This is a genomic window from Scytonema sp. HK-05, assembly GCF_963872035.1.
In the GTDB taxonomy this organism is placed as follows: Bacteria; Cyanobacteriota; Cyanobacteriia; order Cyanobacteriales; family Nostocaceae; genus Kalymmatonema.
On sequence record NZ_CAWMYC010000147.1, the window covers coordinates 36,449 to 51,488 of the forward strand.

The window sequence follows — 15,040 nt, forward strand, 5'->3', positions numbered from 1 at the left end:
GACAAGCCCAACGAGCGTCAAGTAAGAAAGGATAACTTTCCAGTTGTAGAAAAATCTACTGTAGAAAAAATCTACGTCGCAGTCGTGCAGTCTGTGAAAGCTTACTCAGGGTACTTACCACGACCACGGAAATCGTGGAGCTCCAGTTAACACTGAAGCAAGAATCCCCAGGCTTTTTGTGTTCGCGTAGCGTGCCGTGCCTCCTCCGGAGGAGCTGCGCTAACGGCGATAGCCGTGGCCGTACCCACTAGGCATAAATGAGCGCAAGCCTTGTTTTCGCTAGAAATGGGGAGTGTCAAAAACAACGCCTGGGGAGACTTAGGAGAACAGCAGTATGAACCAGAGGTTTGAGCCAAGGCTGCCTCAGGAGAAACAAGCCAGCGACAATACCATACAACCAAACCTTTCTGAGTCCGAGTCCCCGAGTCTCTCAGAAATTGAGAAGCAGAGCAAATATCGAGCAGGAATTAAGTGGCTAGCGACATCAACGGGAGTGGTGTTGTCTGGAATTGGTGGATGGGCTGGTTACAATTATTTGTTAAATCAGCGAGTGTCCCCTGTGCCAGTGAGTCTCATTCCAGTTCAACGTGGCAATGTTGAAGTCACAGTCACTGAGGCAGGTACTGTTGAGTTAGGTGGACAGCAAACCCTAAAGGCTCCAAGGGATGTCACTGTAGAGCAGGTTCTGGTTAAAGAGGGGCAGCAAGTACGTTCAGGACAGACTTTACTGCTGCTGCGCGATCGCCAAGTTCAAAAAGAATTTCAAGAACAACTACTGGAAAACAGAAAGAACAAAGAAACTTTCACTCGTCGTCAACAGATAGTTGCGGAGAAACAACAGAAGTTTAAAGATATTGAAAAGCGATTCCGAGAGTTTCAAAAAACATTTGAGCGAGGACTTACCTTTGAGTTTGAGAGTTTGAAGAACGCCCTAAGGCGGTTGAAGAAATCCCAAGAATTGTTGCAGCAGGGGGTCATTTCTGATAGAGAGTTACAAATCGATGAAGAGAAGGTCACTAATGCTCGTATAGCACTGAACAATACACAAGAGAAGTTGAACAGTGATCAAGATAAAGTCGATGAAGCCAAAGCAGCCGTGAAAGATGCAGAATCTGAACAACGCAAGGCAGCATTCGATATGCGACGAGGTCAAGAGAAGTTACGCGAAATCCAGCAACAATTGAGCGATCGCGCCGTGAAAGCACCAATGAATGGTATTGTGCTTAAGCTAGAAGTGAATTCAGGCAATGGAGTCAAGACAGAAAGTAAACTGCTGACCTTAGGAAACCCTGCAAAAGAAATTGTGCGACTAAAACTGACCACACTCAACGCTGCCAAAGTCAGCATCAATCAAGTCGCCCGTGTTAGCACAATCGGTCCCAACCCCAAAGTATTCATCGGTAGAGTGATTAGCCTTTCTCCCCAGGCAACAACTTCAACATCTGATGGCGGAACTGCATCCATGATGGGTTCATCTTCTAGCAATCAGGCAAAGGTGGATGCGATCGTTCAACTCGATAAGCCAAGCAGAACGCTCATTCCAGGCAGCCAAGTTAGTGTTGAGGTGATTCAACAACAACGGCAGAACGTGTTAACAATTCCTCTAGAGGTCTTACAAACAGCCGATCGACCGTTTGTCTGGATTAAGGATCAACAAGGCAGAGTACAAAAACGCGAAGTTAACCTGGGTTTACAAGGTTTAACTACGGTAGAGGTCAAATCCGGGTTACGTCAAGGCGAGCAAGTCGTCCAAGTTCCGCCCACTCAAACTATTACCCCCAACACTCCCTTACAAGAGACATCAATTTCACCAAATCCTGCAGACACAAAAGCACAATAAGCGGCTTCTCAGCACTGGTTTTCTTAATGGGTGAATTTTGTTCGCGTAGCGTGTCCGGAGGACATATTTTGAATTTTGAATTTTGAATTGCTTATGAGCATCTCTATTCCTGATCTGCTTTCCCTAACTTGGAAATCGCTTCACACTAACCTAGTACGGTCTGGATTGACAACACTAGGGGTGTTTATGGGAGTGGCAGCGATTAGCGCTACATTGAATATTGCCGACATTACCAATGCTCAAATTGAAGCTAAATTAGCTGAGCGAGACAAACCTTACCTAACACCTTACATAATGAGTGAAAATGGGTATGCTGTTGGCGACGATTTAAATCAGGACGATGAAGTTGCCCTCAAACGTAGTATTGCAATCATTCGCTCAGTCAGTTTTGTTAGTCAAATTTATGATGTTGGTTCTGTGCAGTATGAGGACAACGAGGCAAAAGATGTGCGTACCTACGGTGTCTCTCAAAATTACATCAGCACAACTGGACGCCAAATACTACAAGGACGCTTTTTTAAGACAGTTGACTTTGAGCAATATCGCCCTGTGGCAATCATCGATCAAAAATTGGCAGCAACTTTATTCCGAGAGCAATCTCCCGTCAACCAGGCAATCTTTCTAGCAAATACCCGTCTTACTGTAATTGGAGTTGTGGAAACAAAATCGAGTGGTCAAGAATTTGGGGAAAAATCTGGTACTCTCTGGCTACCTTCCACTTTTGCAAGTACTGTGGCAGGGAATTTTCAGTTTAGCACTCTCCAGATTAGTCCTGATCGACTGGAAGATATGCCACAGTTGAAAGAAAAGGTCAAACAAGTGTTATCAAAGCGTCATCCCAAGACAGTTGTGGAAACGTTTGATAACGCTGCAGATTTGCTCAAAGAACGGGAACTCCAGGAATCTGCCACACAAGCACTTGCTGTTGTGGGAGTCATTGCTCTACTGATTAGTGGTGTAGGTATTGCTAATATCACGATCGCCTCTGTTTTGGAACGCATCGAAGAAATTGGCATTCGCCGCGCACTTGGGGCAACTCAATTTGAGGTTATGGTGCAATTCATCCTAGAAGCACTCCTTTTGAGCATTTTTGGTGGTAGCTTGGCGATTATCAGCGTGCATGGCTTAACCCAGACAGCAACCAAAGTCATCATCCAAGCTCCCTATCAGTTTTCTCTGCGTAATGCTGCCTTGTCAATGGGAGCTGCAGTTGCGGTAGGAGTCGGTTCTAGTTTCTTGCCCGCACTCAAAGCGACGAAGATTGATATCATCGCTGCATTGCGAAGTGAATAAAGCTACCTGTCTCCCTCTGCTAAGAGCCCCCTGCCCCCTTGCGGTCTTAATGATAAATCTTTAACCGGACACGATATTACTGGCAACCTTACAAATCACCATGATATGTGAAAAGTATTTATTAGTACTATAGTGGACAAGTTGTAGTCCAGCTCGTTCTATTTCCTGCAGAAGTTCAGGTATTTCGTACTTATGATGTCTCCAAATAGTTATCTCTTCACCTTCAGAGATTTCAATGTTCTTATCTATTTCCATAAAATTGAAATTTATAGTATAGCCCTGACGGAGTTTCATATTGGCAACTACACTATCTGTTTCTAAATCATACTTTCTCACAAGTTCACAATCTTGCGACCTAATCCCAATCTTGTTTTTAATCCATGCATAAACTTGTTCTGCATGATACTTGCAGCCACCTCTCACTCTTCCATCCCATTGAGAGTTAGAACCAATTTCGTTAGTGAACACCAGAAAATCATTCTTCCCCATGCTGTCTCTAAAGTTTTTGAATACTCCATTTCTATTTTGATGATTGCCAATTGTCACACCTAAGTGTAAAAAGATTTTCGCTGTATCCTCAGTTTCAAGGCTAGCCTGATTTTTTAACCATTTTTTTGGTATAGAATGATTTTCTATGTCAAGTGTGTAACTTTTATAATCTATTAATGGAAACCACTTACTAAAATTCTTACTGGATAAATTCAGTAATTCTTCGCTAATATCTAACGCAATATATTTATTAATTTTACCTAATTTATTAAGTTTACCAATGAATTCTTTGACAGGATATGAATTTCCTGAGCCTACATCTACAATAGTAACTTTCTCACAATTTTGATGATTGCCATTAATGTATTCAAAATTCTTTTTTAAAAGGTCAATTTCTACATTTGATGTCCGATACCATCTAGGAATAATATATTTTTGATAAAAATCATCCCAAATTTTTGCGCCTCTACCTTTGTAAGAATACTTTAAAGGTATTTCTCGTCTGACTTCTAATGCATGAATTATCCCTAAAACTTCTTCTTCAGAAAAAATAGAGTAGAACTCAGAACTTGGCTTTGCTGTGCGACTGATAGGAGTTTGGCTCTTTAAGGGAAGTTGTGAATTACTATTAAAATTTTTAGCCATTATTCTTGTTATGATGGTTTTCTTAAATATTTAACGGTTATAAAACAATTGGATAAATGGCAACCTATGCTGCACGCACTGCCACACCACTCTACAGAATGTAGATTTTACATCGAAATACAGAAGTTACGCATAAAAATTACTGCTTTCTAAGACATTGGCAATGTGCTTTTAGAGTGAAACACATTGAGAAATCTTAAGTAATTCGCAGTTGCCTCCTCTGAATTTTCTATTAGCAGCAGATGTCCTGCCTTTGGTAATCGGATCACTTTGCTTCCGGGAATACAGCGTTGCAGCCGATCAGCTCCACGAATGTCGTAGATCTTGTCTTCTGTGCCCCAGATAGCAAGCGTCGGAAGCTGAGTTGCTCGCCCCTGACAGAGAACGTCATCGTACAGGTTCACGATGTCCCAAACCTGTTGATAGTGACGGTTACGAGTGATGTAGCCGTTCACTTTCTCTGTTTTGACAGAATCAGGGATGGTGGGAGGCGTGACAAACAGCAGGCTAATTTCCAGGTCAAACTGTTCTTTGGTGGTTGGAATAAAGGGGTTTATGCCGTCAAAGATGGAATTTCTGACGCTTGAAGCCCAATCAGTCACACCTAAAGGTGAACCGATAAAGGCAAGGCTACGCAACTGTTCCGGGTAACGCTGGCTGTAAAGGGTGGCGATCGCTCCTCCCATCGAACTCCCTGCTATATCAAACGAGCGAATTCCTAATTGATTCGTGAACTGGTGCAGCAGTGCAACCTGATTTTCCAAGGCATAGTCCCTCGTTGCGACAAGAGTGCTGTTACCATAGCCCGGTAAGTCGGGAGCGATCGCCCGATAGCCCGCAAGAGACAACTGACACATCATACTGTTCCACTGCTCTTTGTCTGCAAATAGTCCATGCAGCAGTAAGATCGGTTGTCCAGTGCCAACCTCGTTGTAGGACAACGTTCCATTGCTAATAGGGGCGGAACGGGTGGCGATCGCGCAGCCTGAAGCAGACGCTGGGCTATCCACAGCACCGTAACCCACCAATCTACATACCACCAGAATGACGAAGATCAGCCGGAGGATGAGTTTTCTCATGGTTATTTTTTAGGGTTATGTTGCAAAAACAATTAAAGGACAGAGCTTTCGTATGAATGAGCTCTTAATTATGCAACAACTCCCGATCCGACTCCCATCCCTGGATTCACTAGTCGTTTGATAAAGCGGTGGTCTTGTTCAATAATGTTATTGAGGTACTTAACAGGTCGCTGCGGACTGAAGTCGTACGTGTCGGGTATCCCGTCCCTCCTTAAAAGGTAGGGGTTCTCACCCTCCCGCTTTATTTGAATAGAACTGATTCAACAAGGGACGAGCTAGGAAAAAGCTAGAAATTGATTTAGCATCTACAGGCTCTCCTTCCAGAATAGATTTTTCCAGTTCTTCTGGAGTGAAAAACACTGTTTCCAAATCCTCGTCATCATCTTGTGCTGGTGGTTTCTCCAGCTTTTCCAAATCTTGTGCTAAATAAGCATAGATGATTTCGTCAGAATACCCTGGAGCGAGGAAAAACTCTCCTAGTTTTTGCCACTTCTGGGCGCGGTAGCCAGTTTCTTCCTCTATTTCACGCTGAATCGTCTCTAGCGGATCTTCGTTTGGTTCTAATGTACCAGCAGGGAACTCCAACACTCTTCCCTGAACCGCGAAACGGTACTGGCGCACGAGTATTAGTTTACCTTCTGGAGTTACGGGTATAGCCAGAGCGCCACCTGGATGACGAACACATTCCCATTCTCCCTCTACGTTGTTAGGTAAACGTAAGCGATTGACCTCAAAATTAAATTTGCGCCCTTTGTAGTACAAGCGCTCTTTCAGCAGCTGGGGTAATTCTCTACCTAATGGCATAAGCGAATTCCATTGTTTAAAAAGACACAGACTAACACTTTCGGAGGATGTAAAAATCAGCGTTGTCTGTGTTTATGGTTGGTCAAATAAGTTGCTCACCAATCGGTGTACTTCAGAACAGTCTACCGCTTTAACCAACTGTTTAATAGCATACCCGGAAATTGGTTCTATCCAATCTGGAGCAATTTCCGCAAGTGGTACCAACACAAACGCTCGTTCCCGCATTCTGGGATGAGGAAGCTGTAAGTTTGGTGTATTCAAAATTAAGTCATCATATAACAACAAATCTAAATCTAGGGTGCGTGCTTCCCAACGTTGTTGTCGTACGCGTCCAAATTTATTTTCAATTTGTAACAAAGTTTTTAACAGCAACTGTGGTAGCATCTCCACCCGCAGTATTGCAGCGCCATTTATGTAATCTGGTTGTGGTGGTCCGACAGCTTTAGTTTTGTACCAACTTGATTTGGCTTCTAAGAGAATTCCCGGTGTTTGGGCTAAAGTTTCGATAGCGGCTTCCAAGATAGCACGAGAATCACCAAGATTACTCCCAAGAGCAATTGCAGTATGAACATTCATTAACAGTTACCAGTTATCAGTTATCAGTTATCAGTTTCATCCGAAAGGTTTAAGTCCTCCACCAAGAGCACAGAAAGCGTTGGTGTCAGTACAACCACACTATACGCCTGGTCACTGGTCACCCTTCGGGTATGCCTTCGGCACGTCTTCGACGAACGCCAGTCGCCTACGGCGGGAGACCCGCCTGCAGCGCTGGACTCACTGTTCACTGTTCACTGTTTTAAGCAACGTGTTTTGCTTTTTTGTTTCAAATTCTTTCTACAGTAGTATTGCTTGATGCAATAATCAAATATAATTTTGTATAAACAATAACGCAAAATTATAATATAATTTTGCCAAAAGGAATATATTTAATTAATCATGAAGTGATATACTATCACGAATGTGGCGCACTAATCTAAAAACTCTAAAAACTTTCTTTTTATGGCGGTTAGATTGCAACTGCTTGAAGTGAGGAATTGACGTGGTAAAGTTTAACTCCTGGTTCCAGGAACAACCAGCAAACTCGAGTGACGCTGATAAAGAGAAACCAGAACCGCCCCCTGGTCATCAAACTGACAACGAAGAATCCACTTCGGAGACGAAATCACCAATCAAGCAGGGAAAGGGAAACCAATTACTGAACCAGATACTCTCCAAACTTCCTGGCAGTAATAAACCGCTTTATCGTCGCTATTGGTTTTGGGCAGGCTTGGGTATAACTAGTGGAATGATTGCTATAGGCTATGGTATTGCGGCAATAGACCAAAGTTTACCCGATAAAGCTGAACTCAACGCGATTGTTCGTGAGCGTACACTGACTATTAAAGCTGGTGATGGAACGATCATACAACAGCAAGGCGAAGCAACTAGAGAACAGTTAAAGATAGAGGAAATACCAGATAAATTTAAGCAAGCTTTTATTGCTTCGGAAGACAGAAGATTTAACAAACATAATGGAGTTGATACCCAAGGAATTGTCAGAGCAGTTTTAAATAACGTGCGATCGCAAGACGTGGTAGAAGGTGGTAGTACCATCACGCAACAAGTCGCAAGAATTCTCTTTCTGAAACAAGAGAAAACTGTCTGGCGAAAAGTCAAGGAAGCTCGTCTGGCACAGAAAATAGAAGAACAATTGTCCAAGGACGAGATTCTGGAACGCTACTTGAATTTGGTGTACTTAGGTTCTGGAGCTTACGGTGTTGCAGATGCAGCATGGGTTTACTACAGTAAAACTGTGGATCAACTCACGTTAAGCGAAATGGCAACGATCGCGGCATTACCTCCCGCACCAAATCGCTTTTCACCACAAGTGAATGCAGAAGCAGCAAAGCAGCGGCGAAATCTGGTGTTGCAACGGATGCAGGAAGATGGATTTATTACAGCAGCCGAAAAACAAGCAGCAAGCGCAGAACCAATCAACATCAAACCCAGTTCGCCTAAGCGATGGGAAGTAGAAGCTCCCTACTTTATCAGCTACATTCAAAAAGAATTGCCCAAGTATGTTTCCCCCGAAGCACTAAAAGCAGGCGTCACAGTGGAAACTAGCCTGAACTTGAATTGGCAGAAGGCGGCGGAAGCAACTGTTGCCAAAACGTTGCGAAATCAAGGTCGCTGGGAAAACTTTAAGCAAGCGGCTTTAGTTGCCGTTGATCCCCGCAGTGGTGAAATTAAGGCAATGGTTGGGGGGAAAGATTTTGGGAAGAACCAATTTAATCGGGTAACCCAAGCACAGCGTCAGCCAGGGTCAACATTTAAAGGGTTTGTTTATGCTGCCGCTATAGCAAGTGGGATGGACCCCTACGACACCTACCTCGATGCACCTCTAGTTATAGATGGTTATGAACCAAAAAACTTTGATGAGGGTTACCGGGGTATGCTTAGCATGAGGGATGCTCTCACCAAATCCGTCAATATTGTTGCGGTGAGGGTGCTGATGAAAGTGGGATTTGAACCAATTATTCAACTCGCCCACAAAATGGGGATTCAATCAGACCTCAAACCCATGTATTCCTTGGCACTTGGTTCTTCAGAAGTCAATCTGCTGGAGTTGACCAGCGCTTATGGTTCGTTTGCGACTAAAGGTTTGCACGTAGAACCTCATGGTATTACTCGCATTCTTGACCGTCAAGGAAAGGTGATTTGGTCTGCTGACTTCAAGCCGAAGCAGGCGATCGACGCTGAAAGTGCTGCCATTATGACCTGGATGCTCCGCAACGTGGTGCAAAATGGTACTGGTCGTGCTGCTCAATTAGATAGACCCGTTGCTGGCAAAACTGGCACCACCGATGATGCTCGCGATTTATGGTTTATTGGGTATATTCCCCAAATGGTGGCAGGGGTTTGGTTAGGTAATGACGATAACAAACCCACCGACGGTAGCAGTGGTAGTGCTGCTTACACTTGGCATGAATTCATGGAAAAAGCAGTCAAGGAAATACCCGTTGAAAAGTTTCCTGAAAGACCCAAGCTAGAAGGTCGAAAAGCCAGTATCAAGGCGAAACCTATCAAAGCCAAGCGAATTATAAATCGCTCTATTACCTCAGATGACCAGCAATCCGATGAAGAAACGAACAGCAGGTCATATAGACGAAGAAATCAACAAGTAAATTCTGATGATAGTAGTGAAGATTCATCTAGAAGACGCAGAAATAGGAGACGCTATTATCAACAGGAGCAGCAACAACAAGAGGAAACCTCAAGACCAAGAAGGCGCTACAGTCGTCGTTATCGTAGCGAAGAATCAAGTTCCAGTAGTGAGTCATCCTCATCGGATCGTCCACGGCGACGGCGATATAGAACACAAGAATCTGATTCTTCAACTCCAACAAGGAGTAGACGACAGTATACACCTCCTGAAACCAACTCCTCGCCCTCCTCAGGTTCTTCATCTCCAACACGTTCTTGGCGAGAAAGGCTCAAACCCACGCCATCCTCAGAACCTGGTTCTGAGGGTTAATTAACAGTAGTAACTTTGCTAACAATTATTCACAAACACTTACTGATGCTTCTAGGGTAGGGTACGAAGCCTGCCTACGCAGGCTTTATCTGTCTGCCCGTATCCGCAGCGTGCGCGAGTGACGCCTACCGTTAACCGAACCGTATTGCATCATATTCAACCTTCCGCGCCCGTCATGATGGGGATCGATTTCGATGCATGGTTCAGCAGTGTACTGTAACTGAGCTAGAGATGATCTGCAACTGGATCAACAACAATGATTGGCTATAGACGGCAAGAGTATCAAAAGCACTATCCGAGCGTCTCTACCGAATGCTTTGTAATTAATTAGATTTATTATGATAAATGGGCTTTGCCCAAATTACAATTTTTGACTCTTTAGTATGGATATTTCACTTACCAAACTACTACAGTGGTTAATTTTGACACTACTGTTTCCACTGGTCTTTCTTAATGGCTGGCTAGCGGTTCAAGTATTTCAATATTTTCAACCTCTATTGACAACTTTTCTTTTAGCAGCTCTACTTGCCTTCATTTTGAATTATCCTGTTTCGATTCTCCAAAAACGCGGAGTGAAAAGAAATTTTGCAGTAACATTAGTTTTTTTATCAACTTTAATAATTATATTTGCTTTAGGAATGACTGTAGTTCCTATTATTTTAGATCAGTTTCATGAAATGGCGAAAGTACTTCCTCAATGGATTGATTCTAGTGAGCAAAAATTCCAGAATCTTAATGAGTGGTCAGTTAGCCACGGCTTGAAGGTTAATTTCGATCAGATATTTACTCAAATAACCAATCACTTACCAAATGAATTGGAATATGTGGTAGATAAACTCTTTAGTATTGTGTTCGACACCATTGATAGTATTTCCGAAGCTTTAATTACAGTCGTACTAACTATTTATTTGTTAATAGATGGTGAGAGAATTTGGGATAGTTTATTTAAGAAGTTGCCCTTGAGTTTTGGTCAGCAGTTAAGGCAATCTGTTCAGCAGAATTTTCAAAATTACTTAATTGGTCAGGTAGCTTTGGCTTTCCTGATGGGGATTTCACTAACTATACTGTTTCTAGTTTTTCAAGTCCAGTTTGCTTTAGTCTTTGGTTTGGGAGTAGGGATTTTGAGCTTAATTCCCTTCGGTGATGTTGTTAGTCTTGCCATAGTCACTCTCCTCATAGCGTCAAATGATTTTTGGCTAGCAGCAAGGGTTTTGGCTGTAGCCGTTGTCATTGACCAATTAATTGACCAAGCTATTGCTCCGAGACTCTTGGGAAGTTTTACAGGACTTAGACCAATATGGGTTTTAATTTCTTTGCTAGTGGGAACCTACATTGGTGGAGTGTTGGGGTTGCTGATTGCTGTACCTTTAGCTGGTGTCATTAAAGACGCGCTAGACGGTTGGCAAGTTCCTCCTGTATCCGGTTATTCCGACAATGCTGTTAAGGGTAAAGAATTACCAGAAATGCTAACAAATAAGTAGTAAGCTTACCCCCGGCTAGAAGCCAGGGGCTTTCGCCACGCTTACAACTTCTAGAACGAAGATTTTCAGTAGCCCTAAGAAACTAGCGGTTGGTTCCTGTAACGGTTCGCAACACTAGCCCTTGAACCTCGAGGATGGCTTACTCAACATCGACTACTCGATATTGCTTCTACCTCCCTTGGCAATTCCCGGACACCCCCATTAAGCCACGGTTTGCGTATCAATCTCCGATACTTGCCTACTGCGAGACCCTTTCTGCGTGGCTACCACAGCGCCCTTCGCTATTTCGGCAGATAATATATGTACCGTATTGGTACACAAGATGTCAAGAGAACAGTTGCATATTCGGGTTAATCAAGAAGAGTACGAAAAACTTGAGCGTTATTGCAAGAACCACAAAAGAAGCAAGTCTGACGTTATTCGTGAGTTCATTCGCTCTTTGTTTGACGGCTAATAAATTAGCCGTGTCGTGCTTCCTCCCCGATATAAATATAAATAACGTGTGTCTGTCAATTCATTTAATTTTTTGACAGACACAGTTCGGGGCTTCCGCACTCCCGCGTTGTTTTCGTGAGTATAGCTGCGTATAGTGTGTTACGGCGCTAACCAATGTTAATTATTATTTTGATTGTTTTTTGCCCTAACGCACCATCTTATGATTGGGTGGTGCGTAACGCTTAGGTAGACGCCAAAAGCGTGGCTTCCACATGATAAGGCGCACTCTACTTAATATTTTGTTTCTAAAATTTTTGTATCTGTCGCTACACAGAGGAAGTACTGCTTTTGTATTAGTGTAATACACGCATACTCAAAAGACAATCATAATAGTAATTGCTCTACAACCAGGGATTTCCTGATTGGTGTCAATCCGATGGATCTCAATCACATACTGATTTGGCTAGTGTGTCTATCATGCATCTCGACGATGATGAGTGCATCTCGTATTTCTGCTAAGAATAATCGTGGCTGGATTATAGTGTCAGGATTAATCTTGGTTGCAGTTGCAGTTTTGTTGTATCTGACTCCATCCCTGGGTGGCTTGATTGGTGGATGCTTGTGGGCGATTCTAGTCATCGTGCCCAACATTGGTCACAGGAAAGTTGACCAACTTATTGCTCAACAACGCTTTGGTCAAGCCAGCAGAGTGGCTAGCCTGATTTCCTGGCTTCATCCCTTAGATGGTTGGCGCGAGCAACCGAAATTATTACACGCTATGGAATTAAGTCAGCGTGGAGCAATGGCTGAAGCTATTGCAATTTTAGACCGTTATCAAACCGCTACAACACCGACTGGTCGCTGTGCAACCGTCACCCTTTACCAAATGGATGCTCGTTGGGAAGAACTGCTGCTGTGGATACAGGATAACGTACCAGAAGCAGTATTGCACAAGGATTTCGATATGCTGAGCGGCTACATAAGAGCGCTCGGTGAGACTGGCGACTTAAATGGTATGCTCGAAGCTTGGGAGCGCTATGAGCGTAGCCTGGAGAAAATACCTAACTTGAGAACGCACAATTTTGCACGTATGTTGGTGCTAGCCTTCTGCGGTCAAACACAACAGGTAGCAACATTATTGAGTGGTTCACTGGCAAATTATTCAAACACCATCAAACTATTCTGGCTAGCAACAGTTGACCAAGCGGCTGGAAATGAAATTATAGCTCGTGAGCAATTTTTGAGTATAGCACATAGCAGTGATGTTCGCATCCGCAACGCAGTAGCAAGGCGTTTGTCCGCTCCTGTGGTTGTAGCCCAATCAGTACTTACTGACAAATCCGAACAGATTTTATCCAGAATCATTACAGAAATAGAGTATGAGGCAACATATAGCGGTATCAGCTTGAAGCCACGTCATCCAATTGCCACATATTTAATTATCAGTTTGAATGTACTTGCCTTTGCCCTAGAGGTAAAACTTGGAGGTAGCACCAACGTCAATAACTTATACCGTTTAGGTGCGTTAGTGCCAGAAGAAGTTGTGACTGGAAGTTGGTGGCGCTTGTTAAGCGCTGCTTTTCTTCACTTCGGTTTCTTGCACCTATTACTAAATATGTTAGGTCTTTATTTATTTGGTCGCTTAGTGGAATTTGCCCTAGGAATACCGCGATTTTTACTATTGTACTTCACTTGTGCAATTGGCTCAATGCTGGCTGTTACTTATATGTCAGTTATGGGCTATTCTCAAGCTGATTTTGTCGTGGGTGCATCTGGATGTGTAATGGGTCTTGTTGGTGCTTTTGCCGCTGTCTTATTACACGATTGGCTAAGGAAAAAAACGCGCCTAGCTGCTAGAAGTTTGCGAGGAATTTTGACACTTATTGTGCTGCAAGCCATCTTTGACAACACAACCCCACAAATTAGTTTTGTTGGTCATACTTCTGGGGTAATTATTGGCTTTTTGGTCGGGATGATTTTGAAGCAAACAAAATATCTAACTCGTTAGTACAATTTGAAAAATTGCGCTTGGGCGATGGGGTATGAGCGATCGCCCGTATAAGCTTGTTTGATAGCACAAAGCGTACTCAAGGCGATCGCCCGTGAGGGCGATTTCGCAGAGCGATCCCGCCCTTTTACATTAGACAAACATTACATTGGCACTGTACAAAGCTATGCACCTACAAAGTTACCTAAAGTCTGTCCAGAAGTCAGTTGGAAATTTCCTTCAGGTAGAGTATCCAAAATAGAGACAGCAGTAGTATCAGAACCAGCCAATAATCCCGCCGTATTTGTACTCCTTGCTGTTCCCGTTCCTGTTATGACCGTCACATCCGCGATTAAATCTCTCACGCCGTTTGTTACCACAAATACGTCAAATCCAGCATCATTTCGTTGGACATTGTAAACATCTCCTGTTCCCAATTGAATCTGATCGCCAGAGGAGAAGTCTGTGATTTGAGCAAAGTCATTGTCACCAGCAAATTTGTAGAAGGAACCAGAAGCATTGCCGAGAATGAATCTGTCTGAACCAGATCCGCCTGTGAGGACATCTTGCTCGTTTGAACTTACGGTTGATGCGTCTGTGGTACCTTGTAAGATATCATTCCCATCTCCACCCAGGAGTGTGTCGTTACCTAGACCACCAGTTAAAGTATCATTGCCACCCAACCCATCAAGAGTATTGTTGCCACCACTGCCGATAATACTGTCATCAAAAGGCGTTCCTGTGACATTAACAAAGTTTTCCACCGTAAAGCTAATCGAACCGATATTGGGGATATTGTTTACAGTGAGTTGGTTTGCTCCCAAGTTGATGTCGAAGGATGCTCCTCCTGTACTATTGGAACCGTCAATCGTATTGGCTTGACCAATAGGTCCGACAATTTTCTCAATGCTTTGGAGTTGACCTCCACTTGAGTTTCCTTCGCCGATCGCACCTCTGGGAAGCAGTGTGATAGCTTGTCCTAAGTTGCTGTAATCTACAGTATCAAACCCACTGCCACCATCGAGTAAATCATCGCCTGTGGTACCTAACAGGATATCGTCGCCTCCTTTAGCCCTGATTTCATCATTCCCTGGTGTGCCAAAAATGATATCTGGGTTGTCAGTCCCTTCAATCAGGTTTCTCTCTGCTACCGCCAAAGTTTGGATGTTATTAGCGCCTTGAATGACAATCGCTGCATCTGGAGTAAAAGTGGTGTTACTTTGAGCTATTACCATTTAGGATTCTCCTGAGAATTTTCTGAGGTTGGCAGAAGCTTTCGCCCATATATATCTCGGGTTAGTGAGGTGCATTTTACGCAAAGCTTTTTTATTTGTTACAAATCTTTACAACAAAGAATTTCAATCTTCACCACAAAGCCCAGATGCCAAGAGGTAAGCTGCTGTGTATATGCGCCTGAGTGATGGTAATTTCAGCAGTGTTGTCTTTGCCACACAAAAAAAATCCCTGGTAGAG

The 15,040-nt window shown here is 43.4% G+C and carries 12 protein-coding genes and 1 pseudogene; 6 read left to right on the forward strand and 7 right to left on the reverse strand.

What is annotated here, in order from left to right; translation table 11 throughout:
- The first annotated feature begins 334 nt into the window (after positions 1 to 334).
- Entirely contained in the window at positions 335 to 1,840 is a 1,506-nt protein-coding gene (locus AACT52_RS33520; protein WP_083630045.1) for an efflux RND transporter periplasmic adaptor subunit, read from the forward strand.
- A 93-nt stretch (positions 1,841 to 1,933) separates the two neighbouring features.
- A complete protein-coding gene (locus AACT52_RS33525; protein WP_073628117.1) occupies positions 1,934 to 3,133 on the forward strand; it encodes an ABC transporter permease in 1,200 nt (399 codons plus the stop codon).
- 60 nt (positions 3,134 to 3,193) lie between these two features.
- Here AACT52_RS33525 and AACT52_RS33530 read toward each other — a convergent pair whose 3' ends face one another.
- The 5 genes and pseudogenes from AACT52_RS33530 to folK form a co-directional block, all read right to left on the reverse strand.
- Positions 3,194 to 4,267 (reverse strand): L-histidine N(alpha)-methyltransferase, encoded by a 1,074-nt coding sequence (locus AACT52_RS33530; protein ID WP_073628119.1) that lies wholly within the window; start codon positions 4,265 to 4,267, stop codon positions 3,194 to 3,196.
- 149 nt (positions 4,268 to 4,416) lie between these two features.
- Positions 4,417 to 5,346, reverse strand: a complete 930-nt coding sequence (locus AACT52_RS33535) for an alpha/beta fold hydrolase (RefSeq protein ID WP_073628121.1) — start codon at positions 5,344 to 5,346, stop codon at positions 4,417 to 4,419.
- A 92-nt stretch (positions 5,347 to 5,438) separates the two neighbouring features.
- A pseudogene (locus tag AACT52_RS33540) lies at positions 5,439 to 5,516 on the reverse strand (IS6 family transposase); the annotation flags it as partial.
- Between the two features lie 58 nt (positions 5,517 to 5,574).
- Positions 5,575 to 6,150: an NUDIX hydrolase gene (locus tag AACT52_RS33545; RefSeq protein WP_073628123.1), complete on the reverse strand. Its 576-nt coding sequence runs from the start codon at positions 6,148 to 6,150 to the stop codon at positions 5,575 to 5,577.
- Between the two features lie 72 nt (positions 6,151 to 6,222).
- A complete protein-coding gene (gene folK, locus AACT52_RS33550) occupies positions 6,223 to 6,726 on the reverse strand; it encodes a 2-amino-4-hydroxy-6-hydroxymethyldihydropteridine diphosphokinase (protein ID WP_073628125.1) in 504 nt (167 codons plus the stop codon).
- A 463-nt stretch (positions 6,727 to 7,189) separates the two neighbouring features.
- Here folK and AACT52_RS33555 point away from each other — a divergent pair, with 463 nt between their 5' ends.
- The 4 genes from AACT52_RS33555 (at position 7,190) to AACT52_RS33570 (ending at position 13,588) form a co-directional block, all read left to right on the forward strand.
- Entirely contained in the window at positions 7,190 to 9,664 is a 2,475-nt protein-coding gene (locus tag AACT52_RS33555) for a transglycosylase domain-containing protein (protein ID WP_073628127.1), read from the forward strand.
- A 383-nt stretch (positions 9,665 to 10,047) separates the two neighbouring features.
- Positions 10,048 to 11,145, forward strand: a complete 1,098-nt coding sequence (locus AACT52_RS33560) for an AI-2E family transporter (protein ID WP_073628129.1) — start codon at positions 10,048 to 10,050, stop codon at positions 11,143 to 11,145.
- Positions 11,146 to 11,467: 322 nt separating this feature from the next.
- Complete coding sequence (locus AACT52_RS33565) at positions 11,468 to 11,599, forward strand: ribbon-helix-helix protein, CopG family (RefSeq protein ID WP_096549287.1); 132 nt, start codon at positions 11,468 to 11,470, stop codon at positions 11,597 to 11,599.
- Positions 11,600 to 12,016: 417 nt separating this feature from the next.
- Positions 12,017 to 13,588, forward strand: coding sequence for a rhomboid family intramembrane serine protease (locus AACT52_RS33570; protein ID WP_073628131.1), 1,572 nt, complete (start codon positions 12,017 to 12,019; stop codon positions 13,586 to 13,588).
- Here AACT52_RS33570 and AACT52_RS33575 read toward each other — a convergent pair.
- Both AACT52_RS33575 and AACT52_RS33580 read right to left on the reverse strand, forming a co-directional pair.
- Complete coding sequence (locus AACT52_RS33575; protein WP_158054524.1) at positions 13,585 to 13,728, reverse strand: hypothetical protein; 144 nt, start codon at positions 13,726 to 13,728, stop codon at positions 13,585 to 13,587. The genes AACT52_RS33570 and AACT52_RS33575 overlap by 4 nt on opposite strands.
- A 24-nt stretch (positions 13,729 to 13,752) precedes the next feature.
- Positions 13,753 to 14,802 carry a calcium-binding protein gene (locus tag AACT52_RS33580; protein ID WP_073628133.1) on the reverse strand — a complete coding sequence of 350 codons (1,050 nt, stop codon included), beginning with the start codon at positions 14,800 to 14,802 and terminating at the stop codon, positions 13,753 to 13,755.
- Between the last annotated feature and the right edge of the window lie 238 nt (positions 14,803 to 15,040).

Excerpts from the sequence above, each read along its gene's own strand:
- AACT52_RS33520 (WP_083630045.1), top strand. The coding sequence starts at position 335 with ATGAACCAGAGGTTTGAGCCAAGGCTGCCTCAGGAGAAACAAGCCAGC.
- folK (WP_073628125.1), bottom strand. The coding sequence starts at position 6,726 with ATGAATGTTCATACTGCAATTGCTCTTGGGAGTAATCTTGGTGATTCT.
- AACT52_RS33530 (WP_073628119.1), bottom strand. The coding sequence starts at position 4,267 with ATGGCTAAAAATTTTAATAGTAATTCACAACTTCCCTTAAAGAGCCAA.
- AACT52_RS33525 (WP_073628117.1), top strand. The coding sequence starts at position 1,934 with ATGAGCATCTCTATTCCTGATCTGCTTTCCCTAACTTGGAAATCGCTT.
- AACT52_RS33535 (WP_073628121.1), bottom strand. The coding sequence starts at position 5,346 with ATGAGAAAACTCATCCTCCGGCTGATCTTCGTCATTCTGGTGGTATGT.
- AACT52_RS33560 (WP_073628129.1), top strand. The coding sequence starts at position 10,048 with ATGGATATTTCACTTACCAAACTACTACAGTGGTTAATTTTGACACTA.
- AACT52_RS33580 (WP_073628133.1), bottom strand. The coding sequence starts at position 14,802 with ATGGTAATAGCTCAAAGTAACACCACTTTTACTCCAGATGCAGCGATT.
- AACT52_RS33565 (WP_096549287.1), top strand. The coding sequence starts at position 11,468 with ATGTCAAGAGAACAGTTGCATATTCGGGTTAATCAAGAAGAGTACGAA.
- AACT52_RS33545 (WP_073628123.1), bottom strand. The coding sequence starts at position 6,150 with ATGCCATTAGGTAGAGAATTACCCCAGCTGCTGAAAGAGCGCTTGTAC.
- AACT52_RS33570 (WP_073628131.1), top strand. The coding sequence starts at position 12,017 with ATGGATCTCAATCACATACTGATTTGGCTAGTGTGTCTATCATGCATC.